The sequence below is a fragment of the Paenibacillus oleatilyticus genome (genome assembly GCF_018998565.1).
Classification (GTDB): domain Bacteria; phylum Bacillota; class Bacilli; order Paenibacillales; family NBRC-103111; genus Paenibacillus_G; species Paenibacillus_G oleatilyticus.
The window spans coordinates 112867-136310 of sequence record NZ_JAHNZO010000017.1 but is presented as its reverse complement, the minus strand read 5'-3'; the positions used below and the strand labels follow the sequence as shown (position 1 = coordinate 136310).

General features: G+C 52.6%; 24 protein-coding genes. 22 read left to right on the top strand and 2 right to left on the bottom strand.

Annotation, left to right across the window (positions count from 1 at the left end):
• The first annotated feature begins 130 nt into the window (after window positions 1-130).
• Window positions 131-898 (top strand): oxalate:formate antiporter, encoded by a 768-nt coding sequence (locus KQX66_RS21625; protein WP_253957332.1) that lies wholly within the window; start codon window positions 131-133, stop codon window positions 896-898.
• Window positions 899-901: 3 nt separating this feature from the next.
• A complete protein-coding gene (gene ant(6) / locus KQX66_RS21620) occupies window positions 902-1765 on the top strand; it encodes an aminoglycoside 6-adenylyltransferase (RefSeq protein ID WP_216794876.1) in 864 nt (287 codons plus the stop codon).
• A 97-nt stretch (window positions 1766-1862) separates the two neighbouring features.
• Here ant(6) and KQX66_RS21615 read toward each other — a convergent pair whose 3' ends face one another.
• The gene (locus tag KQX66_RS21615; protein WP_216794875.1) at window positions 1863-2912 is read right to left on the bottom strand and encodes a DUF4179 domain-containing protein; all 1050 of its coding nucleotides are present in this window, start codon (window positions 2910-2912) and stop codon (window positions 1863-1865) included.
• On the bottom strand, window positions 2905-3408 hold the full coding sequence (locus tag KQX66_RS21610) for an RNA polymerase sigma factor (protein WP_216794874.1): 504 nt from the start codon (window positions 3406-3408) through the stop codon (window positions 2905-2907). The genes KQX66_RS21615 and KQX66_RS21610 overlap by 8 nt, the downstream gene beginning before the upstream one ends.
• A 247-nt stretch (window positions 3409-3655) precedes the next feature.
• On the opposite strand from KQX66_RS21610, the gene KQX66_RS21605 reads away from it, so the two are divergent.
• The 20 genes from KQX66_RS21605 (at window position 3656) to KQX66_RS21510 (ending at window position 23439) form a co-directional block, all read left to right on the top strand.
• Window positions 3656-4159 carry a hypothetical protein gene (locus KQX66_RS21605; protein ID WP_216794873.1) on the top strand — a complete coding sequence of 168 codons (504 nt, stop codon included), beginning with the start codon at window positions 3656-3658 and terminating at the stop codon, window positions 4157-4159.
• 989 nt (window positions 4160-5148) lie between these two features.
• Entirely contained in the window at window positions 5149-6234 is a 1086-nt protein-coding gene (locus tag KQX66_RS21600; protein ID WP_216794872.1) for an LLM class flavin-dependent oxidoreductase, read from the top strand.
• 170 nt (window positions 6235-6404) lie between these two features.
• Window positions 6405-7004, top strand: coding sequence for a nitroreductase family protein (locus KQX66_RS21595; protein WP_216794871.1), 600 nt, complete (start codon window positions 6405-6407; stop codon window positions 7002-7004).
• 93 nt (window positions 7005-7097) lie between these two features.
• The gene (rpiA, locus tag KQX66_RS21590; protein WP_216794870.1) at window positions 7098-7772 is read left to right on the top strand and encodes a ribose-5-phosphate isomerase RpiA; all 675 of its coding nucleotides are present in this window, start codon (window positions 7098-7100) and stop codon (window positions 7770-7772) included.
• A 321-nt stretch (window positions 7773-8093) separates the two neighbouring features.
• Window positions 8094-8492, top strand: coding sequence for a DoxX family protein (locus KQX66_RS21585; protein WP_054973497.1), 399 nt, complete (start codon window positions 8094-8096; stop codon window positions 8490-8492).
• A gap of 62 nt (window positions 8493-8554) precedes the next feature.
• Window positions 8555-9505, top strand: a complete 951-nt coding sequence (locus KQX66_RS21580) for a ring-cleaving dioxygenase (protein WP_216794869.1) — start codon at window positions 8555-8557, stop codon at window positions 9503-9505.
• Entirely contained in the window at window positions 9502-10113 is a 612-nt protein-coding gene (locus tag KQX66_RS21575) for an alpha/beta hydrolase (protein WP_216794868.1), read from the top strand. The genes KQX66_RS21580 and KQX66_RS21575 overlap by 4 nt, the downstream gene beginning before the upstream one ends.
• A 250-nt stretch (window positions 10114-10363) precedes the next feature.
• Window positions 10364-11323, top strand: coding sequence for a 6-phosphofructokinase (gene pfkA, locus KQX66_RS21570; protein WP_216794867.1), 960 nt, complete (start codon window positions 10364-10366; stop codon window positions 11321-11323).
• Window positions 11324-11433: 110 nt separating this feature from the next.
• Window positions 11434-12738 (top strand): ABC transporter substrate-binding protein, encoded by a 1305-nt coding sequence (locus KQX66_RS21565; RefSeq protein WP_216794866.1) that lies wholly within the window; start codon window positions 11434-11436, stop codon window positions 12736-12738.
• A 68-nt stretch (window positions 12739-12806) separates the two neighbouring features.
• Window positions 12807-13691 carry a carbohydrate ABC transporter permease gene (locus KQX66_RS21560; protein ID WP_216794865.1) on the top strand — a complete coding sequence of 295 codons (885 nt, stop codon included), beginning with the start codon at window positions 12807-12809 and terminating at the stop codon, window positions 13689-13691.
• Between the two features lie 14 nt (window positions 13692-13705).
• Window positions 13706-14539 carry a carbohydrate ABC transporter permease gene (locus tag KQX66_RS21555; RefSeq protein ID WP_308647256.1) on the top strand — a complete coding sequence of 278 codons (834 nt, stop codon included), beginning with the start codon at window positions 13706-13708 and terminating at the stop codon, window positions 14537-14539.
• 6 nt (window positions 14540-14545) lie between these two features.
• Window positions 14546-15406 (top strand): sugar phosphate isomerase/epimerase family protein, encoded by an 861-nt coding sequence (locus KQX66_RS21550; protein ID WP_216794863.1) that lies wholly within the window; start codon window positions 14546-14548, stop codon window positions 15404-15406.
• Window positions 15406-16239: a sugar phosphate isomerase/epimerase family protein gene (locus KQX66_RS21545; protein ID WP_216794862.1), complete on the top strand. Its 834-nt coding sequence runs from the start codon at window positions 15406-15408 to the stop codon at window positions 16237-16239. Before KQX66_RS21550 ends, KQX66_RS21545 begins: the two co-directional genes overlap by 1 nt.
• A gap of 44 nt (window positions 16240-16283) precedes the next feature.
• Window positions 16284-17297, top strand: a complete 1014-nt coding sequence (locus KQX66_RS21540; RefSeq protein WP_216794861.1) for an SIS domain-containing protein — start codon at window positions 16284-16286, stop codon at window positions 17295-17297.
• 32 nt (window positions 17298-17329) lie between these two features.
• Window positions 17330-17995, top strand: coding sequence for an HAD family hydrolase (locus KQX66_RS21535; RefSeq protein ID WP_216794907.1), 666 nt, complete (start codon window positions 17330-17332; stop codon window positions 17993-17995).
• A gap of 85 nt (window positions 17996-18080) precedes the next feature.
• A complete protein-coding gene (locus tag KQX66_RS21530) occupies window positions 18081-18818 on the top strand; it encodes a GntR family transcriptional regulator (RefSeq protein WP_054973470.1) in 738 nt (245 codons plus the stop codon).
• 43 nt (window positions 18819-18861) lie between these two features.
• A complete protein-coding gene (locus tag KQX66_RS21525) occupies window positions 18862-19701 on the top strand; it encodes a PfkB family carbohydrate kinase (protein WP_216794860.1) in 840 nt (279 codons plus the stop codon).
• 55 nt (window positions 19702-19756) lie between these two features.
• Entirely contained in the window at window positions 19757-20590 is an 834-nt protein-coding gene (locus KQX66_RS21520; protein WP_216794859.1) for a sugar phosphate isomerase/epimerase family protein, read from the top strand.
• 282 nt (window positions 20591-20872) lie between these two features.
• A complete protein-coding gene (locus KQX66_RS21515) occupies window positions 20873-21886 on the top strand; it encodes an SIS domain-containing protein (RefSeq protein ID WP_216794858.1) in 1014 nt (337 codons plus the stop codon).
• 80 nt (window positions 21887-21966) lie between these two features.
• Window positions 21967-23439 carry a Na+/H+ antiporter NhaC family protein gene (locus tag KQX66_RS21510; protein ID WP_216794857.1) on the top strand — a complete coding sequence of 491 codons (1473 nt, stop codon included), beginning with the start codon at window positions 21967-21969 and terminating at the stop codon, window positions 23437-23439.
• The last annotated feature ends 5 nt before the right edge of the window (window positions 23440-23444 follow it).

Here is a 23444-nt window from a genome sequence, read left to right as displayed (position 1 = left end):
CGGAGCTGCATGACAGGTCGATTTTGACAAGAGGTTTGCAAAGTGATATTCTGGCGTAATGCCCAATTTACTGGTAGGAGTGTTTTGAATCATGCTTCTCCGATATGAACAATTTATCGAGACCGTTAAAATGAAATTGATCGAAGATCATCGCATCATCGGGCTCCTTGGGGGCGGTTCCATGATAACGGGTGCCATGGATGAGTACAGTGATTTGGATCTTATCGTGGTATATCATCCCGATTATCGGGACGAAATTATGCAGCAACGTATACATATGGCGGAGAGCCTGGGTACCGTACTGTCGGTTTTAACCGGCGAACATGTCGGAGAGCCGAAGCTGGTCATCTGCCTATATGATGGTTCCGTGCCGCTCCATGTCGATTACAAGTTTTTGATGCCCAAGGAGCTGGAAGAACGAATTGAGGACCCTGTCATTCTTTGGGAAAGGGGGACGGAAATCCGGGCTATACTTCGCAGTACAGTGCCTTGCTATCCGCACCCCGATCCTCAATGGATCGAAGACCGGTTTTGGATATGGATTCATAGCGGAGCAGCGAAACTGGGGAGAGGTGAGTTGTTTGAAGTGATCGATATTCTTTGCTGCATACGCAGCGCTGTACTGGGACCGTTGATTTTGGCCGAAAACGGACGGCTCCCCAATGGTACGAGAAGAATCGAGCAATTCGCGGTCCGCGCGGTTGAGGAGTTGCAACAAACCGTGCCTTCTTATCATTTGGAAAGTTGTTACCAAGCCTTGCAATCGTCTATTCTTTTATATCGATGTCTTCGTCTTTCTTCCGATCGTTTGGTGCATCGAACGAAAGCCGAGCAAGTTGCCGTTGCCTATCTCGATAAAGTTTACGCATCAGTCGACTCTACGAAAATGGAGGATTAAATCGTGAAAGATGAACAAGAAATGATGGAGATTCTTGTCGGTCTGGCCGCAAATGATAGCAGAATCCGATTGGTTACATTAGAAGGTTCCCGTACGAACCCCAATATTCCCTCCGATCCGTTTCAAGATTTTGATATTGCTTATTTTGTAACAGATATGGATTCTTTTAAAGCAGACGATCAATGGCTAACAAATTTCGGAAAACCGGCTATGATACAAAAACCCGAAGCGATGGAACTCTTTCCATCCGAATTAGGCAATTGGTTTTCGTACATTATTCTATTCGAAGACGGCAATAAGCTGGACCTCACCCTTATTCCGCTAAACGAAGTAGACGATTATTTTGAACAAAGCGACGGCTTGGTGAAGATCCTGCTCGATAAGGACGGCATCGTTAAACATGAAGTCATCGCAAACGATCGTCAATATTGGATCAAAAAACCGACCGCACAAGAGTTCGATGATTGCTGCAACGAATTTTGGATGACATCAACTTATGTGGTGAAAGGGCTGGCAAGAAAGGAAATACTTTTCGCAGTCGATCACTTGAATGAAATTGTTCGCCCTAATTTGTTAAGAATGATGTCCTGGGAAATCGGCTCCAAACTTGGCTATTCCTTTAGCGTAGGGAAGAATTACAAGTTTATCGACCGTTACCTCCCGGCGGATAGTTGGGAAGATTTGCTTGCTACCTACTCCGGCAATAGTTACCCCAATATGTGGAAATCGTTGTTCATCTGTTACGAGTTGTTCAGAAAATACTCTAAGGCTGTAGCGGAAACTCTGGCATATCCATATCCGGACTACGATAAGGTCATCACCCTGTATACGGAAAATATTTATCGATATCACAATGAGGCAGGATAAATAGTCAATGCAAATGAGCTTCCGGTGAGGAAGCTTATTTGCATATGCGGCCAAGCACGCATGAGAGCATTTGACGCTTACTTTAGTGTAATGGAGATTAGTCGTTAATCGGAATTTCTTTATCAAAAAATACGACAGATGCGATTTCCTTATCATTGATAAGATTTTGAAAAGATTTGGTCGTGATCATTTGGCCAGTCATTAAATCCTTTATAGTTGATCCGGTTAAAAGGATTGTCGTTTCTGAGGTGCCGTCTTTGTAGTTTATCGTGATTGGGAAGTGATCCAAATAGGCGCCTTCACCATCTTCTTGCCTCAAACCGAGAGTGAAATTGTTAATTTCCTCCAAATAGTTACTATCAACCATTAAAGTCATTGAAATGGGCGAGATCGAGATTGTCTTGAATACGGCCTTATACCCATACAGGGTGATGTCTTGATCAATCTGATAAAGACGAGAAGTATCCTTGAAATCCAGCTTAAGCGTTGTTCCCCAAGAACCCGGTATAACTGTTTCAAAATTTTTCGTAAGCGGATTGACTGCTTGTAAATTTTCGACTGAGAAATCAACGGTTTTGCCTGCTATGGAATTGTCGGTCCCGATACTCATAACCAAGCTAATTTTATTGTCATTCGGATTGCCATCGTCTAGCACTTGGAACCCGTAACTACTCCATAATTTATCACGTCCCGCCTCATCATAGGTAAGATGGGGAAACTCAAAACGGTATCCTTCCGCATTTAACACCGTGCCTTTCGGAGCCGTAAAGTCCATTAGAATATAGGTCGTATTACTGTCGCCGATCGCTTGCTTAATGGTAAGCGTTCCATTTTCGTTTTCCACTTGCTTGTTAATCACATAAGCGCCATTTGACAAATATTGTGCTTGCTCCTGATTTACCGGCTTCAGAAATTTTAAAAATGCTTCATCCAATCCCATATATGCCGCTGCCAAAGCTGTTGAAGTTAAACAGCCAATCAGTATGGCGCACAGAATCGCAGGTCTCCAACGTTTCACGGGAGTAAGCTCTCTCCGTCTTTTACTTTCATTCTGGCTCTTTACTAAAATGCTCTGAAACATTTTTTCTTTTTGCTCCGTGTGTGGCGTAAGTGCTTCAAATAGCCGATTAATATGCTTGTCACTCAAGATAATTCCCTCCCAGGTCAAGTTTAAGGAGTTTGCGGCCTCTGGATAACTGTGTTTGGATCGTGCTTTCCTTGTGTCCTAACATCTCTGATATTTCTCTCACCGAGTACCCCTCGAAATAGTAAAGATACAACACGGTTTTGTATTTTTCGGGCAGTGAAAGCAGTCTGGCAAGCACCTTCCCTGATGACTCGTGACCGTTCCAAGAAGGAACTTCCGGCAAAGTGTCTAAAGCCACACGGCGGGTTTTCCACCAACTTTTTAAAATGTCCTTGCAGTGATTTCGGGTAGTTACCGTCAACCACGCCTTTTCATGCTCGTAATCATTAAAAACCATTTGAGATTGGATGAGCTTTATAAATACAGATTGAACAGCGTCTTCTGCATCAACAGGGTTTTTCAAATAGATATAGCACAACCTATAAACTAGATCTGCATGCCGTTGATAGAGTTCAGCCAATTCTTTATCCGTACGCGCTAAAGAATTGCTTTCCATGTTTTCGCCTCCTACATACAACACGATCGGTAACTCGAAAATATCCCATTTCCGGTTAAATTTTTTTCATTTCACCTAAAGGCATTCAAAGGGTATGGAAGGATCGAGTTTTACTATATGTAAGCATCAATTTTATTATTTTAACAAATGTAAATTTGTTGTTTTATCATTATGGAATATTGTGGTAATATTGTTTTATATTTTTGGGGGAGATTGGTTAATTTGAGTGGAAGCGGAGGAAAACAGAATGAATAAAAAATTCGCTTTAATAGCAACTGCTTTGTGCTGTGTAGTTGCACTCGGCGTTATCGGTACTTCTGCAATCGCAAAGATTGATCCGTCCGCGAAACTGGCAAAATTAGCGGAGCTTGAAGCTGAATTTGCTGCTAAACAGAAAAAGTTCTATGAGATGTCAAATCAAACCAAAGAGGAACAGGATGCTGTCGTTGCGGAAGGAAAAAGGCTCAAACAGCTTGATATTGAAAAAGAAAAATTAAGACGAGAAACGGACCCGGATGATGAAGCTCATTTCTTAGTGCAATTGGATTCGTACATTCTCGGTATGGGCACGGGAGTAGTCGAGCTGAAAGCACGCGCGGAAAGAGAACAAAATCCGGAGTTTTTAAAACAAGCTGAAAAAATCAAGAAAGAAATTGAAAAGTTTGAAAAAGAAAAGCAGGCCTATTTAAACGGGGAAAAAACAGTTAAAGAATTGCGTAAAGAGCTCGATCTCCCAGTAGATAATCTGTAAACAAAAGGTTCTAAGAATAGGACGGTGAAACCTACATGAATAACATCATGAAATACTTACTTTTTTTCATAGTCAACTGTGTGCTAACGTACTACTACATTTTCCCTGAACCTAGCTTTACCAGGTCTTTTGTGTACAATAAAGAAAAAGCCAAAGCCATGATTGCTTGAAACGATGCAGAAAACGCCCTTGTTCAGCACTCAGAGATGCAGGCTTTTTTCTCTATTTACGGAAAGAGAAAATCATTAGGATAATAGCAACTCCATTTTTGTTTGATTATAACAAAATATATATGAAATCTAAATTTGTGTAAATTATTCCAAATAAATTTTGCCTTAGGTGATAATGCATATGTATGTAGATCCCTCACGACACTGAACTACGGGCAGAAGGAATGCCAAACGTGGGTATAAATGTTAATTCATTCACCCTGCCCATTAGCACAGCGAGGCTGCTGATCTGATGTGGTCTCTAATATAACGTGGGAACTGGAGGACATGAAACGGATCTGATCAATCTTGGATCTATTCCATAATAAGACCAGAAAAGCCCATTCCAACGATAGCCTGAAACTTCACCATACTCAACCCGAGTCGGGTAAAACCAGAAGCTGTCACCGTTCCATAACCAGACATAAGTGTATTGAAATACGCAGTCAATAATATAAGAGGTAGCAGGTTCTTCTGGGACAAATGGAGGAGGGGGGGACGTAGGCATATAGGCCATTTGACTTCACTCCTTATGAAGGGGGATTAAGTGTTTCTGCAAGTGATAAGACATCATATGCTGGAGCCCACCCGCTTGCTCCCCAACTTGCAGCTGAGAGCGATTTTCCGTTAATGGAAGCTCCCGAGGCTCGCTGTAAAGCTGTGATATTTATACATAGTAAATTTATTGGAATAATAAGAAAAAATCATTGTAGGCTCACCGGGCGTATGGTAACATTTTCATAAATCAATGACTTCGTTGCAGCGAAGGAGGTCGCGTGAATGAAATTTGTTTTGTCCAGCCTTGTGATGAATCTCCCCAATGCCGTGACGGGGGAAGCTTTGACGGCGCAGCAGAAATTTCAGAACGTGCTGAAGCAAGCGATGCTCGCGGAGGAGCTGGGCTTCGAAGCTTATGGCGTGGGCGAGCGGCATGGCGCCCCGTTCCTGTCCTCCTCGCCGCCGGTAATCCTGAGCGCTATCGCGGCCAGAACCTCGCGCATCCGCTTATTGACCACCGTGACCGTCTTGAGCGTGCTTGACCCGGTGCGTGTGGCCGAAGACTACGCCACGCTCGACCACCTCTCCGGCGGCCGGCTGGAGCTGATCATCGGCAAGGGCAACGATCCCCGCCACTATCCGCTCTTCGGCATCACCGAGGAGGAGCAGTGGGAATCGCTATCGGAACGGTATGCTCTGCTCAAGCGATTATGGAACGAAGAGAACGTCACCTGGCAGGGGCGCTATCGCTCGTCGCTGGACAACGTGACCACACAACCAAGACCTCTCCAGCAGCCTATTCCCGTATGGCACGGCAGCGCATCCAGCACGATTTCCACCGAATTGGCCGCAAAATACGGCGAGCCGATCTTCTCGTCCAATACGTTCCACCCCCAAGCCAAGTATAAAGCGCTGATCGATCATTACCGCGAACGCTGGGCCTATTATGGTCGCGATCCGAAGGATGCCGTCGTCGGCGCAGGAGCAGGAAGCTTGTATTTGGCCAATACCTCCGAGGAAGCGGTCAGACGCTTTCGCCCTTACTACGACGCTTTTATCTCCACAGCAGCGGCACAGCATAACCAATCGCCCTTCCGAGATCTGGAGGATAACCTCAAGAACGGCCCCGTACTAGTCGGGAGTGCAGACTTCGTGATAGAGAAGATTCTGAATTACCATCGGGCATACGGACATCAAGTACTCAGTATCAGTGTCGACGGATTGACGGAAGCGGAGCAGCGCGAGCAGATGGAACGGTTCGCGGCCGATATAGCCCCGGTGCTGCGGCGCGAGATTCCAAGCACCGTCTGGGAAAGCCAATCTGCCGCGTCGCAGCAGGAGGGCTTACTATCGGTTCATCAGGCATAGAGCGACAGCGGAATCGGGGATGCCTTAGATGGTAGAGTGCGGTTTACGGATGGGACAGAACGGTTAATGAAGCTTATCAAGATGAAGTAACGAATAAAGACGATAGGTTTTCGGGAAGCTTGTAAGAGGTGTAAAGCTAATACCCATTTTGCGACAGGAGATGTGGAACAGTGGCAAACGAATTTCTAACCTTGGCGAAGAAAAGGCGGACCATTTACACATTAAGCAAAGAATCGACCGTTCCGGACGATAAAATCCGGGAAATCGTCTATGAAGCGGTAAAGCACACGCCTTCCTCCTTCAACTCGCAAAGCGCGCGGGCGGTTGTATTGTTCGGGAAGCATCACGATAAGCTGTGGGAGATTACAACGCAGGTGTTGAAGGCGATTGTGCCCGAAGACCAGTTTGCCTCCACCCAGAAGCGTATGGACGGGTTCCGCGCCGCCTACGGCACTATTCTGTACTTCGAAGATATGGCCGTGATCGAAGCGCTGCAAGCTCAATTCCCCACCTATCAGGAGCGTTTTCCGACCTGGGCCCAGCAGTCGTCGGGCATGCTCCAGTATGTCATCTGGACCGCGCTGGCGAACGAAGGCTTGGGGGCATCGCTGCAGCATTATAACCCACTGATCGACGATAAGGTCAGAGCGGAATGGAGCCTGCCGGAAACGTGGGAGCTTATTGCCCAGATGCCGTTCGGCAAGCCTACGGCGCCTCCTGGTGACAAGGAGTTTAAACCGCTGGAGGAGCGTGTTAAAATTTATACTTAGAACCTGCCAGCAGCAGCCGACCGGTGTGGAGGTACATCCCCTGCCGGTCTACCGGCTGCCGGGGGAAAGTCTGCACGATCGGGGGCACTAAACATGGATGCGAAAAAAGCAGCCGGCGAGAAAGCGGCGGAATACATAAGCGACGGGATGAGAATCGGTCTTGGAACCGGATCGACGGTATATTGGACCATTCTCAGGCTCGGCGAGCTGGTTAAGGAAGGCCTGCGGATCGAGGCCGTGCCGACGTCCGTCCAGACCGAAAAGCTGGCGCGCGAGGCGGGGATTCCTCTTCTTCCGCTTGCCCAGTTGCAAGCTCCGTTGGATCTGACCGTGGACGGTGCGGACGAGGTCAGTCCGAAGGATGAGCTGATCAAGGGCGGGGGAGGAGCATTGCTGCGGGAGAAAATGATTGCGTCATTTTCGGACCGCTTCATTGTCGTCGTCGATCATTCCAAGTGCGTACCCGTTCTGGGCCAGTTTCCGCTTCCCGTTGAAGTCGTGCCGTTCGGTTGGGAGATGACAAGCAAGCAGCTGGGGCAAATGGGCTGCGAACCGATTCTGCGGATAAGGGACGGGGCTCCCTTCGTGACGGATAACGGCAATTACGTGATCGACTGCCGGTTCGGGTCGATTCCGAATCCCGGCGAATTGACGGTGGAGCTGAACAAGCTGACCGGAGTTGTGGAGAACGGGTTGTTCGTCAACATGGCGGATCTGATCATGGTAGGGCATCCCGATGGGACGGTCAGGACGAAGTCCGGAACCTGATTTTTTTCTAAATTGACTATTGACATAGATCACAAAATGATTTATCTTTAAATCAAGATAATTAAATTAAAGACATCAGCAAGGAGGAATTCGGGGTGCATAAACGATAGCGTACGAAAGGGTGGAGCGATTGAGGGAAGCATAGGCCGTGCTTTTGGGAAGTAGGGTGGCTTGCTTAGCGTGAAGGCGTGAAGCAGAGTAATTGGTCCTATATGTGGCACCGAGATGTTGTAAGCTATGCGGTAATATTTTTGTAAGGAAGCTACGTTAAATATCTTAAAATTAAGAATAACAAATTAAAAATAATGGAGGATGATGATGATGTTGGCATTGGGGTTGTTGTTGGTTCGGTTGGTGGTTGGGCTGCTGTTTATCGGGCACGGGGCGCAGAAGCTGTTCGGCTGGTTCGGCGGCTACGGTCCGAAGGGAACCGGCGGGTGGATGGAGTCGGTCGGCATCAAGCCGGGTGTCGTCATGGCGGTATTGGCCGGACTGATGGAATTGCTCGGAGGCGTCCTTTTTGCAGCCGGTCTGCTTACCCCGCTGGCTGCAGTGTTAATCGCCGCGACCATGCTCGGCGCGATCGTGAAGGTGCACGGTCCGAACGGCCTCTGGTCTACCGCCAACGGGTACGAATACCAACTCGTGCTGCTGGTTGTCGCTATCGGCGTGGCATTGACGGGCGCCGGGGCTTATTCGCTGGATGCATTGCTTAAATAATTTGGCACGAATCATGAGATGACTAAGTCATGAACTAACCTAAAATAGAGGAGGATTTTCTTATGACATTACAAACATCCGGTATTCATCATATTACGGCTTTTGCAAGAGATCCGCAGGCCAACGTTGATTTTTATGCAGGCATTCTGGGGCTGCGTCTGGTGAAGAAAACGATCAACTTTGACGCTCCCGAGGTATACCATCTATACTTCGGCAACGAAGCGGGAAGCCCGGGAACGATCATAACGTTCTTCCCGTGGCCGACCTCCCGCAAAGGCCGGGTCGGCGGCGGTCAAGTCGGCATCACGACGTATGCCGTCCCTATGGGCGCTCTCGGGTACTGGGAGGAGCGTCTCGCAAGCTTCGGGATTGCCGTAACGAGAGCAAACCGCTTCTCGGAGACGTTCCTGCAATTCGAAGATAATGAAGGGCTGCGGCTGGAGCTGGTTGAACGGGAGGAAGGCCCGAACAGCGGCTGGTCGTTTGGCGGGATTCCGACTGACAAAGCGATCAAGGGCTTCGGAGGCGCCGTGCTATTCAGCACCGACCCGAACAAAACAACGGAAGCGCTGGTACATCTGCTTGGCTTGGAGAAGGTCGCGGAAGACGGCGAGTATGCTCGCTTTCGGTCCGCCGGGGAGCTCGGCAACGTGATCGATGTCCCGCTCGAGGCTGTGAGCCGGGGCAGCGAAGGTGCGGGCACTATTCATCATATCGCGTGGCGCGCGGCGGATTTCGAGCAGCATGCCCAGTGGCAGGGCGAAGTGCAGAGCTACGGCTATCGCCCGACGTCCATCATCGACCGCCAATATTTCAATGCGCTCTATTTCCGCGAGGCCGGGGGCATTCTGTTCGAGATCGCGACCGATCCGCCAGGCTTCGCCCGTGACGAACCCGCCGAAACGCTGGGCGAGAAATTAATGCTGCCCGAGTGGTATGAACCCCATCGTGCCGCGATTGAGGCGAATCTGCTGCCGATTCAAGTGAGAGTATTGGAGGGAAAACGCCCATGAAGCATATTTTCGAAAAGGGCCGCCGGGAAGAAGCGCCGACCTTGGTGCTCTTCCATGGGACGGGGGGAACCGAGCGGGATCTGCTGCCGCTGGCGAAGCGCATAGCGCCGGATTCCTCCGTACTCAGCCTGCGGGGCAATGTGCTGGAGAACGGGATGCCCCGGTTCTTCCGCCGGCTTGCCGAAGGCGTGTTCGACGAAGAGGATCTTGTCTTCCGCACGCAGGAGGTCAATGAGTTTCTGGATCAGGCCGCCGCGCAATACGGATTTGACCGCAGCCGCCTCGTCGCGGTAGGCTATTCGAACGGAGCGAACATCGCAGGCAGTCTGCTGTTTCATTACCGGAACGCCCTGCAAGGCGCCATCCTGCATCATCCCATGGTTCCGCGAAGAGGCATCGAGCTCCCGGATCTGTCTGGTATCCCGGTCTTCATCGGAGCGGGGACGAACGATCCGATCTGTTCGGCTCAGGAAACCGAAGAGCTGGAGGGGCTGCTTAGCGGAGCGGGGGCTTCGGTGACGGTCCATTGGGAGCGGTACGGCCACCAGCTTACGCCGATGGAAGCCGATGCGGCCGCAGCTTGGTTCGAAGCGCAATTCGGACTGTAAACGAAACGGACGAAACGAGCGAAACGAAAGCGCAGCAAGCAAAGGTGTCACAATACAATACAGCGGGCCTTGGCTGTCGGAAAGCAGGATTGAACCTTGCTTTTCGGCGGCCGGAGGCCTTTTTTCATGCATGCCGATCGATCCTTCGCATGGCCCCGGAAGAAAAGACTTGCGGGAACGGAGGAAGTCATGTAATATTGGTATATACCATTAAAACGCTTACAGGAAATTGGATATAGGGGGGATACGGATGAGAAAAATAGCCGTGTTAACAAGTGGCGGAGACTCTCCGGGCATGAACGTCGCCATCCGGGCCGTCGTTCGGGAAGGCATCCGTCTCGGTTGCGAAGTATTCGGGGTATATGGAGGCTACGAGGGGCTGATCGAAGGGCGAATCAAGAGGCTGTCCGAGCGCGATGTGGGGGGAATCATTCATCGCGGCGGAACGATGCTGCAGACCAGCCGGTCGGAACGATTCCGCACCGAGGAAGGCAGAGCCCGGGCGGTCAGGCAGCTTCAAGCTTCCGGAATCGAAAGCGTTGTCGTGATCGGCGGGAACGGCTCGTTCGAAGGAGCGAAGAAGCTGGAGGCGGAAGGCGTCGCTACCGTCTGCATTCCGGGAACGATCGACAACGACATGCCGGGAACGGAGATGACCCTGGGCTTCGATACGGCGGTCAATACGGTGGTGGAAGCCGCGGACCGGATTCGGGACACCTCGTTCTCTCATGACCGGATCGGCCTGATCGAGGTGATGGGACGCAATAGCGGAAGCATCGCCCTATGGGCCGGAGTCGCCTGCGGCGCCGAATATGTGATCGTTCCGGAGATCGAATTTAGAATCGAGGATCTGATCCGGAAATTGCAGGCTTCGATCCGGGACGGCAAGCGGCACAGCATTATTCTTTCGGCAGAGGGCGTCGGATCGGGCGCGGACATTGCAAGCCGCATCAAAGCGATGGCGGGCTACGACGTCCGGACCACCGTACTCGGCCACCTTCAACGAGGCGGAAGTCCGACGGCGGCGGACCGGGTGCTTGGAAGCCGCTGGGGCGTGGAGGCCGTTCATCTGCTAACCCGCGGCGAGCGGGGCAGGCTGCTTGGCATCGTAAGCAATAAAATCGTGGCGCACCGGTACGACGACCCGATTCGACAAGAGAATCACAACGACGTGTCACTGGCGACGATCCTGCAAAATTTATCGATCTGAAAAGGACAACAACAGGTTGGCACGCTTCTTGTCGGCATCTTGACTGCAAGAGAGCCGAAGCTTCAAATAAATGGTATATACCATATAACAAAATGGCGGGAGTGACTGCGATGAACAAAACCATTAGCATGGCTACAACGGCAACCCTGTGCTTGGCGCTTACGATGACGGCTTGCTCCAATTCCAACTCCGACGAAGGAGGCGGCAAGGCGGCCGGCGACGGCAAGCAAATTACGCTCAAGGTGCTGCGATCCTGGCCGCAGCCCGTTTACAGCGGTTATTTCGACGAAGTGATCAAGGAATACGAGCAAAGCCATCCGAACATCAAGATTCAGGCGGAAGCCATTTATGACGAGACGTTGAAGGATAAAATGAAAGTCATCCTGGGAGGCAGCGACGTACCGGATATTTTCTTCTCCTGGGGCAGCGAATATGCCCAAAAATATATTCGGGCCGGCGTGGTCAAGGATGTAAGCTCCTATCTGGAGAACGATCCGGCGTGGAAAAACAGCTTTATTCCTTCGGCGTTGAAGTCTTATCAATATGAAGGGAAGACCTATGGCATTCCGCTGCGTCTGTTAGGCAAATTTTTCGTCTACAATAAAGAAATTTTCGCCAAGCATCATTTGCAGGAGCCTAAAACGTACGACGAATTCATGAAATTATGCGAGACCCTGAAAAACGCGGGCGTAACGCCGATCGCTTACGGACAGCAAGATATTTGGGCATCGATCCACTACGAGACGGCGTTCAATCTCATGATGGTCAATCCGGAGGTCCGCGCGAAGGACTACAATTACAAAACCGGCGAATGGACGAATCCCGGCTATGTAGATGCGCTTAAAAAATTCAAGGAGCTGCAAGACAAAGGCTACTTTAATTCAAACGTCAATACGACCCCGGCCGATATGGCGCTCCAATCGTTCCTGGCCGGCAAAAGCGCGATGTACTACTCCTACTCCGAGGAATTCCCGCAGATGGTCGAGGCGATGGGAGATAACTGGGACGTGTTCCCGATGCCGCCGATGGAAGGGGAGGACGGCGATCTGAAGTCCATTGTCGGAGGGGCGGACGGCTTCGTCGTCTCGTCCGAGTCCAAGCATCCGGACGAGGCCATCGATTTCCTGAAGTTTTTGACCAGCAAGGCGAATGCGGAAAAAATGGTGAAGATGAATACATGGCAAAGCTCCGTCATCGGCGCGGTGAACAAAGACACTTCCTTCCCGCAAAACGTGAAAGCCATGCAGCTGCTGCTGGATCACGGAGTGAATGAATGGCTCGATGTGCAGATCAATTCCAAGCTGGTCGACGTGTACTGGACTTCAGCCGCTCCGTTGATGGAAGGCTTTAAGTCGCCCGAGGACATTATGAAGGAAGTTCAGCAGGTCGCCAAGGAAGTCAAAGAGCTTAAATAACCGGAAGCCCCCGTCAAAGGGTTGCCGAATCGGCAGCCCCTTGATCTTCCCGAAAGGAGAAAAGGCACATGAATGTTTTCCGGAATCGCAGGCTGGCAAGCTTGTACGCTTTACCGGCTTTGGTGTTTGTAAGCGTTTTTGTTCTCGCTCCGATCGCCTTGAATCTTTATTATAGCCTGTTCAGCTTCAATGCCTTTTCCCCGAATAAAACCTTTATCGGCTTCGATAACTTTAAGCGTTTGTTTGCCGATCCCGTATTCTATACGGCGCTTCGGAACAATTCGCTGTATGCCGTCATTTCGTTCGTGTTTCAGGTCGGCGCGGCGCTCGTGATTGCCGCCATCCTGGAGCATAAGCTGTTTCAGAAGATGCAGCCTTTTTTCCGCACCGTATTTTTTATTCCTTCCGTGATCTCGTTCGTGGTGATCGGCCTGCTGTGGCAGTTTATCTATAACCCGGATACGGGCATCATCAATCTGGGCCTCAAGGCGCTAGGGCTGCATGCCTTGGCGCAGCCTTGGCTGGGAGACAGCAATCTGGCCATTTATGCGGCGATCTGGGTGTCCCAATGGCAGTATATCGGCTATAACGTGATGCTGTTTTTGATCGCGATGCATAATATCCCGAAGGATTTCTACGAAGCCGCCGATCTCGACGGGGCGGGGCCCGTCCGAAGCTTTTTTGCCGTGACGCTGCCGAGCGTCAAGGAGATGATTCTGGTCGCGTCGATGATCACTGTGCTGGGCGCTTACAAGCTGTTCGACGAGATCTACATTTTGACCTCGGGCGGTCCCGGCCGCTCTACGGAGGTGCTGGGCACCATGCTGTACCGCGCGGCTTTCCGGAACGACGAGATGGGCTACGCCGCTTCGATTGCGACGGTCGTCTTCGTGATTACGATGCTCCTGTCCTTATGTCAAATCAAACTGTCCGGTACGGCCAAAGACGACTAGGAGGCGAAAGGAACGTGCACAAAACAATAAAAAGCCGTATTTTCTTCGGATTGCTGCTCGCCTTTTTCGTCCTGTACGCCTTAAGCGTGATTTATCCGATCCTGTGGATGATGATGAACGGCTTCAAAAACAATCAGGAGTTTTTTGCCAACAGCTGGATTTTGCCGAAGCAGTGGAAGTTCAGCAACTTCCAAGTCGCCTGGGAGTCGGGAGTGGGACGGTATTTTTTCAACAGCGTCTTCGTTACCACGGTGTCCGTCCTGCTGGCCGTGCTGATCAGCACGCTGGCCGCTTACGCGATTTCCCGGTTTCAGTTTAAAGGCAGGCACGTCATCTTTTTGATTATTTTAAGCGGACTGATGATGGCGCCCCAAGCAAGCATTGTCTCTTTATATCAAATCTTGAAATTGTTTCATCTGTACAACACGTATTGGGGGCTCATTATTCCTTATGCGGCCTTTCAGATTCCTTTCTCCGTCTTCCTGATCCGCTCTTACTTCCTATCGATCCCGCGGGATGTGGAGGAGGCGACCTTTCTGGACGGCGGCAATTCGTGGAAGCTTCTGTGGAGCGTCATTATTCCGATGAGCCGGCCGATTATCATCTCTGCGGCCTTGCTTGCGACGATCGTTATCTGGAATGAATTTATGTTCGCGATCACGTTCCTCGAAAACGGCAACCAATGGACGATTCCGGTCGGCATCCTGAACCTGAAAGGCAGACTGACCGCCGGCTTCGGCATGCAGTTGGCCGCGTTGTCGATGGCGGCGCTGCCGATGATTATTGTCTTTATCCTGTTCCAACGGCAATTCGTCCGCGGATTGTCGGCCGGAAGCGTAAAGGGGTGATCGGGCGTGGGAACCGTGACGATGTCTCAAATTGCGCCGATGAATATTCACTATGTGCTGTATCCGCTGGATTACTTTCTGGACAAGATCGTTGCGTTGGAGCTGCAGGCCGTCGAATTGTGGGGCGGTTCGCCGCACGTGCCGATTGAAGACTTGAAGCTGTCCGACGTGAGCCGCCTCCGGCGCGGGATCGAAGCGCGCGGGCTTACGATCGCCTGCTTCACGCCGGAAACGTGCGTCTATCCGATTAACCTTGCGGCCGAAGATGAGGCTTTGCGCCGCCGCAGTATAGCCTACGCGCTTAAAAGCCTGGATATCGCGTCCGAGCTTGGAACCGGACGGATGCAAATCGTGGCGGGGAGAGGGTATTACGATAAACCGACGGACGACGCCTGGAAAAGGTCCAGAGACGCTATCGAGCTCATCGCCAGGAAGGCGGAGACGCTTGGGGTACATCTGACGATGGAGCCGCTGCTGTACCATGAGTCGAACCTCGTTCACAATCTGCAAACCGCCAAACGGATGTTGCGAGAGATCGGATCGCCGCATTTGGGCTGCAATGTGGATACGGTGCCCATGGTCGTCGCAGGCGACTCGCTGGCAGCTTATTTTACCGAATTGGAGGGACGCGTGAACCATATCCATCTTTGCGACGGCAGTCCGCAGGGGCACGTGCCGCTCGGGTCGGGCAACCTGCCGATCGCCGCGTTCCTGAAGGAGCTGGGCGAGCGGGGGTATCAAGGGTACATCGGCCTGGAAACCTGCGGAGTCAAGCATTACCTGGAGCCCGACCGGCATTTGGAGCAATCGATCGGCACGATCCGGCAGGCCTTGGGCCTGCAGGGGCCGGAAGGGAGGAAGGTCTGATGGTGATGGGGACAATTCCGCTGACGCGGCTCGCGGGAATGAACGAGCATTTTCCGCTGTACTCGCTGGATTATTTTCTGGATGCCATGGTCGAGCTCGAAATAGAGCATATCGAGCTGTGGGGAGGCTCGCCGCATCTGTATGTGGAGGATGTGACGCTGCGCCAGGTCGGCGGCATTCGAAGAGAAATCGAGCGGAGAGGTTTGAACGTCATCTGCTTCACGCCCGAGCAGTGCGTGTATCCGGTTAATATTGCCGCCAGGGAGAAGGACATTCGCGAGCGCAGTCTCCGTTACTTCACGAAAGCGCTGGAGGCCGCCGCGGAGCTCGGGACGGACCTCTTGCAGATCGTACCCGGGTGGGGCTACCGGAGCGAACCGGTCGGGGAGGCGTGGGAACGCTCGCGCGACTCGCTGCAGCAGCTCTCCCGCAAGGCGGAGGAGCTGGGGATGACGATGGTGCTGGAGCAGCTGGAGCCTTTCGAATCCAATCTGGTGACGAACACGGAGACGCAGGCCCGAATGCTGCGCGAGGTCGGCTCCGACCGGCTGAAGGCGGTCGTCGATACTTGTCCGATGCATGCGGCGGGGGAAACGTTCGACGATTGCTTTCAAGCGCTGGGGAACGATCTGCGCCATATTCATTTTATCGATAGCGATCATCTGACTTGGGGGGACGGCCAGCTTCCCCTGCGCGATTATTTGAATCAGCTCTCGAAGCACGGCTACCCGGGGTACCTGACTCTCGAAATTTGTGCGGAAAGGTACTTGCTCGATCCGGTCGGGCCTTTGAAAAAGGGGCTGCGGGCGGTTCGCGAGGCGCTCGGGCAGTAAGGCTGCTGCTCTCGGAAATTCCATTCCCAGGAGGGTTCATCCATATGTTCAATTTCGATAGAGACCGTTATAAAAGAATTCAGGGCGGCGCCGTGGCTTGCCGGGGCCAGATCGATCAAGCCGTCGAGGAGGTCACCGCCCGCGGCTTTGCAAATTTGTTTCTGATCGGCTCCGGCGGCGCGGGAATCTTGATGTCGCCTGTCGAATACGTGCTTCGCACTCACTCGACGCTTCCGGTATATCGGGAAATTGCTGCGGAGTTCGTGACGATGGATCATAAGCATTTTAACGAGCGGTCGCTTGTCGTTCTGGCTTCCTTGTCCGGCACGACCCAGGAAACCGTCGAAGCGGCGCAATACTGCAAGGACCGGGGCGCGGTGACGATCGGTTTTACGGGCAAGGCCGGCACGCCCTTGGCGGAACTGGCCGACTACAGCATCGTCAATTTCGCCGAGGATGATACGTCCTGCGAATCTTTTTTCATCCAATTTTACTTGCTGGCTTTCCGGATTATGTATAATAGAGGGGAGTTTCCCGAATATGACCGCCTGGTCGCGGAGTGGGAGCGGCTCCCCGAGGCGCTGCTTGACGTGAAGGAACGAACGGAGGCGCGTGCGAAAGCTTTTGCCGGGCGCTACCGGAACGAAGACTATCATATGATGGTCGGCTCCGGGAATACCTGGGGCGAGGCGTATTATTACGCGATGTGTATTCTGGAGGAAATGCAGTGGATCAAAACCAGACCTGTCCATGCTTCCGATTTCTTTCACGGCGCGCTCGAATTGATCGAGAAGGATATGAGTCTGATCCTGCTCAAAGGGGAGGATGAGACCCGTCCGCTGATGGACCGGGTGGAGCGTTTCGCCAAGAGCTATACGGACGAGCTGACCGTATTCGATACGGCGGACTACGAGCTGGCGGGCATCTCGCCGGCCTATCGGAAATATGTGTCGCCGGTCGTCGCGGCGGCCTTGCTCGAACGCGTAAGCTGTCATCTGGAGCACGTCCGCAACCATCCTTTAACGACCAGAAGGTATTACAGGCGGGTTCAATATTGAGGGAACGACAGAACCGGCGGGAGTGAGCGACTATTATTAAAGCGATTGTATTTGATTTCGACGGTTTGATCGTGGATACGGAATCCGCATGGTTCGACTGCTATGCCGAGGTGTTAGGCGGGTACGACATCCCCTTTCCGACGGAAGTATTCGCGGCTTGCGTCGGGTCGCACGGAGGCCAGATCGAGGCCTATATCCGGAAAATGGCCGAAGGACGTACGGATATCACCGAAGTGAGGAAGGCGGCGGCCAAGCTGCATGCCGTGAAGATGGAGACGGTCACGCTGCGCGACGGGGTCGTGGAATATATCGAAGCGGCGCAGCGATTGGGGCTGAAAGTGGGACTGGCTTCCAGCTCCGATCGGGCTTGGGTGGAATCGTTTCTGCGCAGATTCGGCTTGCTCGATTCGTTCGAGGTCATCAAGACCAAAGACGACGTCGCGAACGTGAAGCCGGACCCCGAGCTGTATCTCAAGGCGATCCAGGCGCTGGGAATCGAGGCGCATGAAGCTCTGGCCTTCGAGGATTCCGCCAACGGAGCCGCCGCCGCGAAAGCGGCCGGGTTATGGTGCGTCATCGTTCCAAATCCGGTTACCGAGCAGCTGGCCTTTGGCAACGTGGACGGCCGTCTTCGTTCCATGTCCGACCGGCCGCTGGAGGACGTCATCGGGGAATTGCAGGCTTCGCTGCTTCCTTGACCGTTTTTACGGTCATCTGCTATGCTGGAATTGGCCGTCCATGGGGACGGTAATTCGCTAATCGAGCGCGTGACAGGGGTTCCATATGAATAAAGCAGGAGACCATATCCCGTTTTACCAGCAAATTAAAAATTTGTTCATTCAAGAAATCGAAAGCGGGAAATGGAAGCAAGGCGACAAGCTTCCTTCGGAGCGTGAGTTAGCCGCGCAGTATCAGATCAGCCGGATGACCGCCCGTCATGCGATTTCCATTCTGGAGCGGGAGGGCTTCGTGGAGCGGGTCGTCGGATCGGGCACGTTCGTGACGAACCGGCGCATTCAATTGGATTTCGTCGAATTTACCAGCTTCTCCAAAAACATATTGAGCAAAGGGCTTCGGCCTTCGACGAATACGATCTACAAGCGCAAGGAGCCGGCCAACGGCTTCGTGGCCAAGATGCTCGGGATTGCCGAAGAAGAGGAGATCTGGTCGATCAAACGGGTCCGCTATGCCGACGAAATTCCCGTCTCCATCGAGCTTTCGTATATTCCTTACGCGTACTGCCCGGGAATCGAAGCGCACATGAATTTGGAGGACATCTCCTTGTACGAGGTGCTGGAGGAGCATTACGGGATCAAGCTCGTCCGCGCGGATCAGACGATGCGGATTTCCCTTAGCGACGAAGCGGAAAGCAAGCTGCTGCGTGTCGGCAACGACAGCCCGTGCATTCTGGTCGAGGCGCAGGCCTTCGATAAGAACGACAAATTGATCGAATTCTCGCAGGCGCTGACCCGCGGGGATATCGTCCGGTTCTTTTCGAAGCTGAACGTGAAAAACAACTAATTTTTTTGTGCTTAGTGGTATATACCATAAAGGGAGGCAAGCCATGAACGTACTGGGTCTAGGCGATAACGTCGTCGATAAATACGTATATAAAAGAGTGATGTACCCGGGCGGCAATGCGGTGAATTTTAGTGTGTACGCCAAACAATTGGGGGCGCAGGCGGGGTATCTTGGCATTTTCGGCACCGACGAGGAAGGCCGTCATGTACACCGGGTGCTGAACGAGCTTGGCGTCGATACTTCCCGCTGCCGTTCGTCGGAAGGCGAGAACGGCTGCTCGCTCATCGAATTGATCGACGGGGACCGGGTGATGGTCGGATGGAACAAAGGCGGTGTCCAGCAGGAGCATCCGCTCGTATTCGATGATTCGGACTATGCCTATATGAAGCAATTTCAATGGATTCATACCAGCATTTACAGCGGCATCGAGTCCCAACTGCCGGAGCTTCGGGCGTTGGGCGTTCCCTTGTCCTTCGACTGCTCCGACGAGTGGGACGACGACTACTTGAAGCGGGTATGCCCGCATGTCGATCTTTGCCTGCTTTCGTGCGGGACGATGGAGGAGGACGCCGTCCGGGAAAAGCTGGCGTTCGTCGCCGCGGAGTACGGCTGCACGGGTGTCCTGGGGACGATGGGCAGCCGGGGCGCGCTGCTTTATTATAACGGCGCGTTTTATTTGCAAAAGCCTCATTTCGTGCAGCCGGTCGATACGCTGGGTGCGGGCGATTCGTTCTTTACCGCCTTTGTGCTCACGCTGTTGACGGAAGGGGAGTGGAACAAGGCCCCGGAGGCGTCCGTATGGAAGGCGCTCGACGCGGGCGCGGCGTTTGCCGCCAAAACATGTCTGGTCGAAGGAGCTTTCGGTTACGGGAAGCCTTATTAAGGCCGGAGTGGCTTCGAAACAATGGTATATACCACAAGAACGGAGGGGACAAGATATGGCTCAACTACGGTTTACGCAGATCGCGGGGATGAACTTGCATTACCGGATGTATTCGTTGGACTATTTCTTCGATTCGATGGACAAGCACGGGGTGTCCCATATCGAGCTGTGGGGAGGCTCGCCGCATCTGTACTCGGACACGGCGACGGATGCGCAGGTGAAGCGGATCCGCCAAGAGCTGAACCGTCGGCGGCTCGGCTTGGTCTGCTATACGCCCGAGCAGATCATGTATCCGTTCAATATCGCGGCCCAGGACGAAGCGGCCCGCCGCGCGGGCATCGCTTATTTCGGCAAAAACATCGAGATCGCCTCGGCTCTCGAAGCTGAGTATATGCTGATCACCTCCGGCTGGGGCTATTATAACGAGCCGCGGGAAGAAGCCTGGAAGCGGTCGTGCGAGGCGCTGCGGACGCTGGCGGACAAAGCTCAGTGTCAGGGCGTCACGCTGCTGCTGGAGGTATTGCAGCCGATGGAATCGAATCTGGTGACCGATCTCGCTTCGCTGCGGCGGATGCTGAACGAGGTCGGCTCCGCTGCGATGACCGGTCTGATCGATACGGTGGCGATGGCGGTTGCCGGCGAAACGATCGGCGATTACTTCCGGGCGCTGGGAGGCGTTCCGCACGTTCATTTGATTGACGGCACGCCTTCGGGCCATCTCGCGTTGGGAGATGGGCATCTGCCGGTGGAAGCATACCTCAAGCAGTTGGCGGAGCATGGCTACGCAGGGTGTTTGACCCTGGAGCTGGCGGATTCCGCCTATTTGGCGGATCCGGACGCCGCCTTCGGCCGGTCGGTCAACAGGCTTCGCCCGCTGCTTTCGCCTTAATCTTCGAAGGAGCGGCTATGCGCGGAAGTGCGGTGTGTGCCGGCCGGGACGGGGAATGGCCCACAACCGGCCCACATCCCGCACGGGCTCGGGTTTAAAATCTAAAAATTAGAGCGTTTGCATTGACAAGAATTGAAAAGCAAGCTAATATTTTATTATTGGTATATACCATTATAGATGTTGAAAATGACTGCCGAGCGGCTTGTTTGCACTCAAAATGGTATATACCACTAAGTTCGCTAATCGTGTAAACCAAACCCTTAATCAGGAGGAATGAGTCACATGTTAAACTTTGATCGTCAGCGGTTCGTCGGCATTATGAAAGGAGCCGTCGGCCTCCGGAGCCAGATCGAACAAGCGGTGGATGAAATTACGAAAAAACAGATCGACAACGTCTTTCTGGTCGGCAGCGGCGGAACGATCGCCATTAAGTATCCGTTCGAATATATCGTCAAAACGCATTCGAGCATTCCCGTTTATGCGGAAATCGCCGCGGAGCTGCTGGTGGAAGGACACAAACAGCTGACGGACAAGTCTCTTGTCATCACCTCCTCCTTGTCGGGCACGACGCAGGAAACCGTCGATGCCGCCAAATTTTGCAGAGAGAAAGGCGCAACGGTAATCGGAATCGTCGGCGATGCGACGACGCCGCTGGCGCAGGCCAGCGACTACGTCTTCGCCAACGCGGCGGCCAACGATACGCTCGTCGAGTCGTTCCATTTGCAGCTGCTGCTGATCGTGCTGAAGTTCCTGAACAACCGGGGAGAATTCGACAACTACGCTCTGTTCGCCGACCAACTGGCCTCGGTTCCCGAAGCGCTTGCGGCGATCAAGGAGAAGGAAGACGCAAGAGCGGAAGCCTTCGCGAAAAAATATAAGGACGAGAAATATCATATGCTCGTCGGCTCCGGCAACCTGTGGGGCTGGACGTATCTGTACGCCATGTGCGTGCTGGAAGAGATGCAGTGGATTCACGCGAAATCCATCCATGCCGCGGAGTTTTTCCACGGGACGATCGAATTGGTCGAAAAAGATATGAGCATTATACTCTTTAAGGGAGAAGATGCCACTCGTCCGTTGATGGAGCGCGTCGAACGGTTCGTTACGCAATACTCCGATGAAGTCACGATCTTCGATGCGAAGGATTACGCGCTGGACGGAATCCATCCGGAATTCCGCGAGTTCCTGTCGACCGTCACGATTGCAACGGTGATGGAGCGCGTCAGCGCCCATCTGGAAGTGCAGCGGAACCATCCGCTGACGACCCGCCGTTATTACCGCGTCGTCAAGTATTAAGAAGACGAAGAGTGGAATGAAGCTCCGGCTTCATTCCTTTCTTTCTTGCAACGGATATCCTTAATTACGGGAGTATGGCGATGAAAAACAAGAATACGTACATCTATGCCGGAATACTGGCCGTGTTCGTCGCCGTTGCTCTCGGTGCTCCGGCGAACCCGGGAACGTACGGGGCCTGGTCCTTGATTCCGCCGGTCGTCATGTTCGCCTTCATTCTGCTGACCCAGAAGGTGCTGGAAGGGTTTGTATGGGGGGGCTTGCTGGCGGTCTTTATGAAATATAAGTGGGGCTTCCTGCTTACCTATAACGAAAAGCTGCTGAAGCAGGTCACGACCGAAGGAAACCTGTGGCTGATCCTGGTCCTGCTGACGATCGGCAGCATTGTAGCGATTCTGGACAAAAGCGGCCTGTCCCGGCAATTCGGTCTGTGGGCCGGAAGCAAGGCCAAGAGCGGCAAGACGGCTTTACTCATCAATTACTTGATGGGCTTCTTCCTATCGTTCGATCTTTATCTAAGCTCCTCGACCGTAGGCGCCTGCATGACGCCGGTGAACGACAAGTACAAGACGCCGCGAGAAAAGACGGCGTACGTTACGCTTTCCACCGCCATTACGCTGACTCATTTGTATCCGATCGGAACGGGCGCGATCTTTATCGCGGGGTTATTGGTGACGAACGGTTACGCGGCGGAGGGGGAAGGCATTCGGGTGTTTACCGGGCTGGTGCCGCTGTTGTTTTTCCCTTTGGCTTTTTTATTGGTCACGCTTCTGAATGTGATCGGGGTTTTGCCGAATATCGGCCCGATGAAACGAGCTTACGCCAGCCGCGATGACGCCGAATTGAAAGCGGCTTCGCACATTGAAGAACAGGAACCGGACCAGGCGGCGGCGGAGCATGCTTCGGACAGGAGCCAAGGCGATCCCGCCGGTAAACCGTCACCTCATCTCATTTATTTTTTCATACCTATTGTTATCTTTATCGCTTCAACGATTTATTTCAAGTCGAATACCCAACTGGGAGCGTTCATCACGATTCTCGCCACCGGCCTCATTTACGTAGCCCGGGGCATCTTTACCGCCGAAACGTATATTGCAACCGTACTGGACGGAATGAAAAATATGCTGGAGCTCGCCGTGATTATGGCTGCGGCTTTCGTGCTGGCGGACTCCATTACCGATATCGGCTTTACCAATTATGTTGTCGGAATTGTATCCGTTTTCGTCATTCCGAAATGGCTGCCGTTCATCATTTTCCTGGTATTCTCGGCTACGGAATTTTTGGTGACGCTCAACTGGAGCCTGTATATTATGGCGATTCCCGTCCTTCTGCAATTGTCAGCCTCCGTCGGAGCCAACACGCCTTTAACGTTGGCGGCCTTGCTGTCGGCCGGCATCTGGGGAGCTTCCACGTGCATTACGTCCGATATCGGACTGCTGACGGCGTATTCCACGAAAACGACGGTGTACCGGCATTTCAAAACAAAGCTGCCCTATTCCCTGATAGCCTTTGTTCTTTCTGCAATCGCTTACCTCATCGGCGGCCTATTTTTCTGAGAAAG

What these genes read in the sequence shown, in the direction of transcription:
- KQX66_RS21625 (WP_253957332.1), top strand. Translation starts at nt 131, where the DNA reads ATGAAATTGATCGAAGATCATCGCATCATCGGGCTCCTTGGGGGCGGT.
- KQX66_RS21610 (WP_216794874.1), bottom strand. Translation starts at nt 3,408, where the DNA reads ATGGAAAGCAATTCTTTAGCGCGTACGGATAAAGAATTGGCTGAACTC.
- KQX66_RS21605 (WP_216794873.1), top strand. Translation starts at nt 3,656, where the DNA reads ATGAATAAAAAATTCGCTTTAATAGCAACTGCTTTGTGCTGTGTAGTT.
- KQX66_RS21600 (WP_216794872.1), top strand. Translation starts at nt 5,149, where the DNA reads ATGAAATTTGTTTTGTCCAGCCTTGTGATGAATCTCCCCAATGCCGTG.
- rpiA (WP_216794870.1), top strand. Translation starts at nt 7,098, where the DNA reads ATGGATGCGAAAAAAGCAGCCGGCGAGAAAGCGGCGGAATACATAAGC.
- KQX66_RS21585 (WP_054973497.1), top strand. Translation starts at nt 8,094, where the DNA reads ATGTTGGCATTGGGGTTGTTGTTGGTTCGGTTGGTGGTTGGGCTGCTG.
- KQX66_RS21580 (WP_216794869.1), top strand. Translation starts at nt 8,555, where the DNA reads ATGACATTACAAACATCCGGTATTCATCATATTACGGCTTTTGCAAGA.
- KQX66_RS21575 (WP_216794868.1), top strand. Translation starts at nt 9,502, where the DNA reads ATGAAGCATATTTTCGAAAAGGGCCGCCGGGAAGAAGCGCCGACCTTG.
- pfkA (WP_216794867.1), top strand. Translation starts at nt 10,364, where the DNA reads ATGAGAAAAATAGCCGTGTTAACAAGTGGCGGAGACTCTCCGGGCATG.
- KQX66_RS21565 (WP_216794866.1), top strand. Translation starts at nt 11,434, where the DNA reads ATGAACAAAACCATTAGCATGGCTACAACGGCAACCCTGTGCTTGGCG.
- KQX66_RS21560 (WP_216794865.1), top strand. Translation starts at nt 12,807, where the DNA reads ATGAATGTTTTCCGGAATCGCAGGCTGGCAAGCTTGTACGCTTTACCG.
- KQX66_RS21545 (WP_216794862.1), top strand. Translation starts at nt 15,406, where the DNA reads ATGGTGATGGGGACAATTCCGCTGACGCGGCTCGCGGGAATGAACGAG.
- KQX66_RS21540 (WP_216794861.1), top strand. Translation starts at nt 16,284, where the DNA reads ATGTTCAATTTCGATAGAGACCGTTATAAAAGAATTCAGGGCGGCGCC.
- KQX66_RS21530 (WP_054973470.1), top strand. Translation starts at nt 18,081, where the DNA reads ATGAATAAAGCAGGAGACCATATCCCGTTTTACCAGCAAATTAAAAAT.
- KQX66_RS21525 (WP_216794860.1), top strand. Translation starts at nt 18,862, where the DNA reads ATGAACGTACTGGGTCTAGGCGATAACGTCGTCGATAAATACGTATAT.
- KQX66_RS21520 (WP_216794859.1), top strand. Translation starts at nt 19,757, where the DNA reads ATGGCTCAACTACGGTTTACGCAGATCGCGGGGATGAACTTGCATTAC.
- KQX66_RS21515 (WP_216794858.1), top strand. Translation starts at nt 20,873, where the DNA reads ATGTTAAACTTTGATCGTCAGCGGTTCGTCGGCATTATGAAAGGAGCC.
- KQX66_RS21510 (WP_216794857.1), top strand. Translation starts at nt 21,967, where the DNA reads ATGAAAAACAAGAATACGTACATCTATGCCGGAATACTGGCCGTGTTC.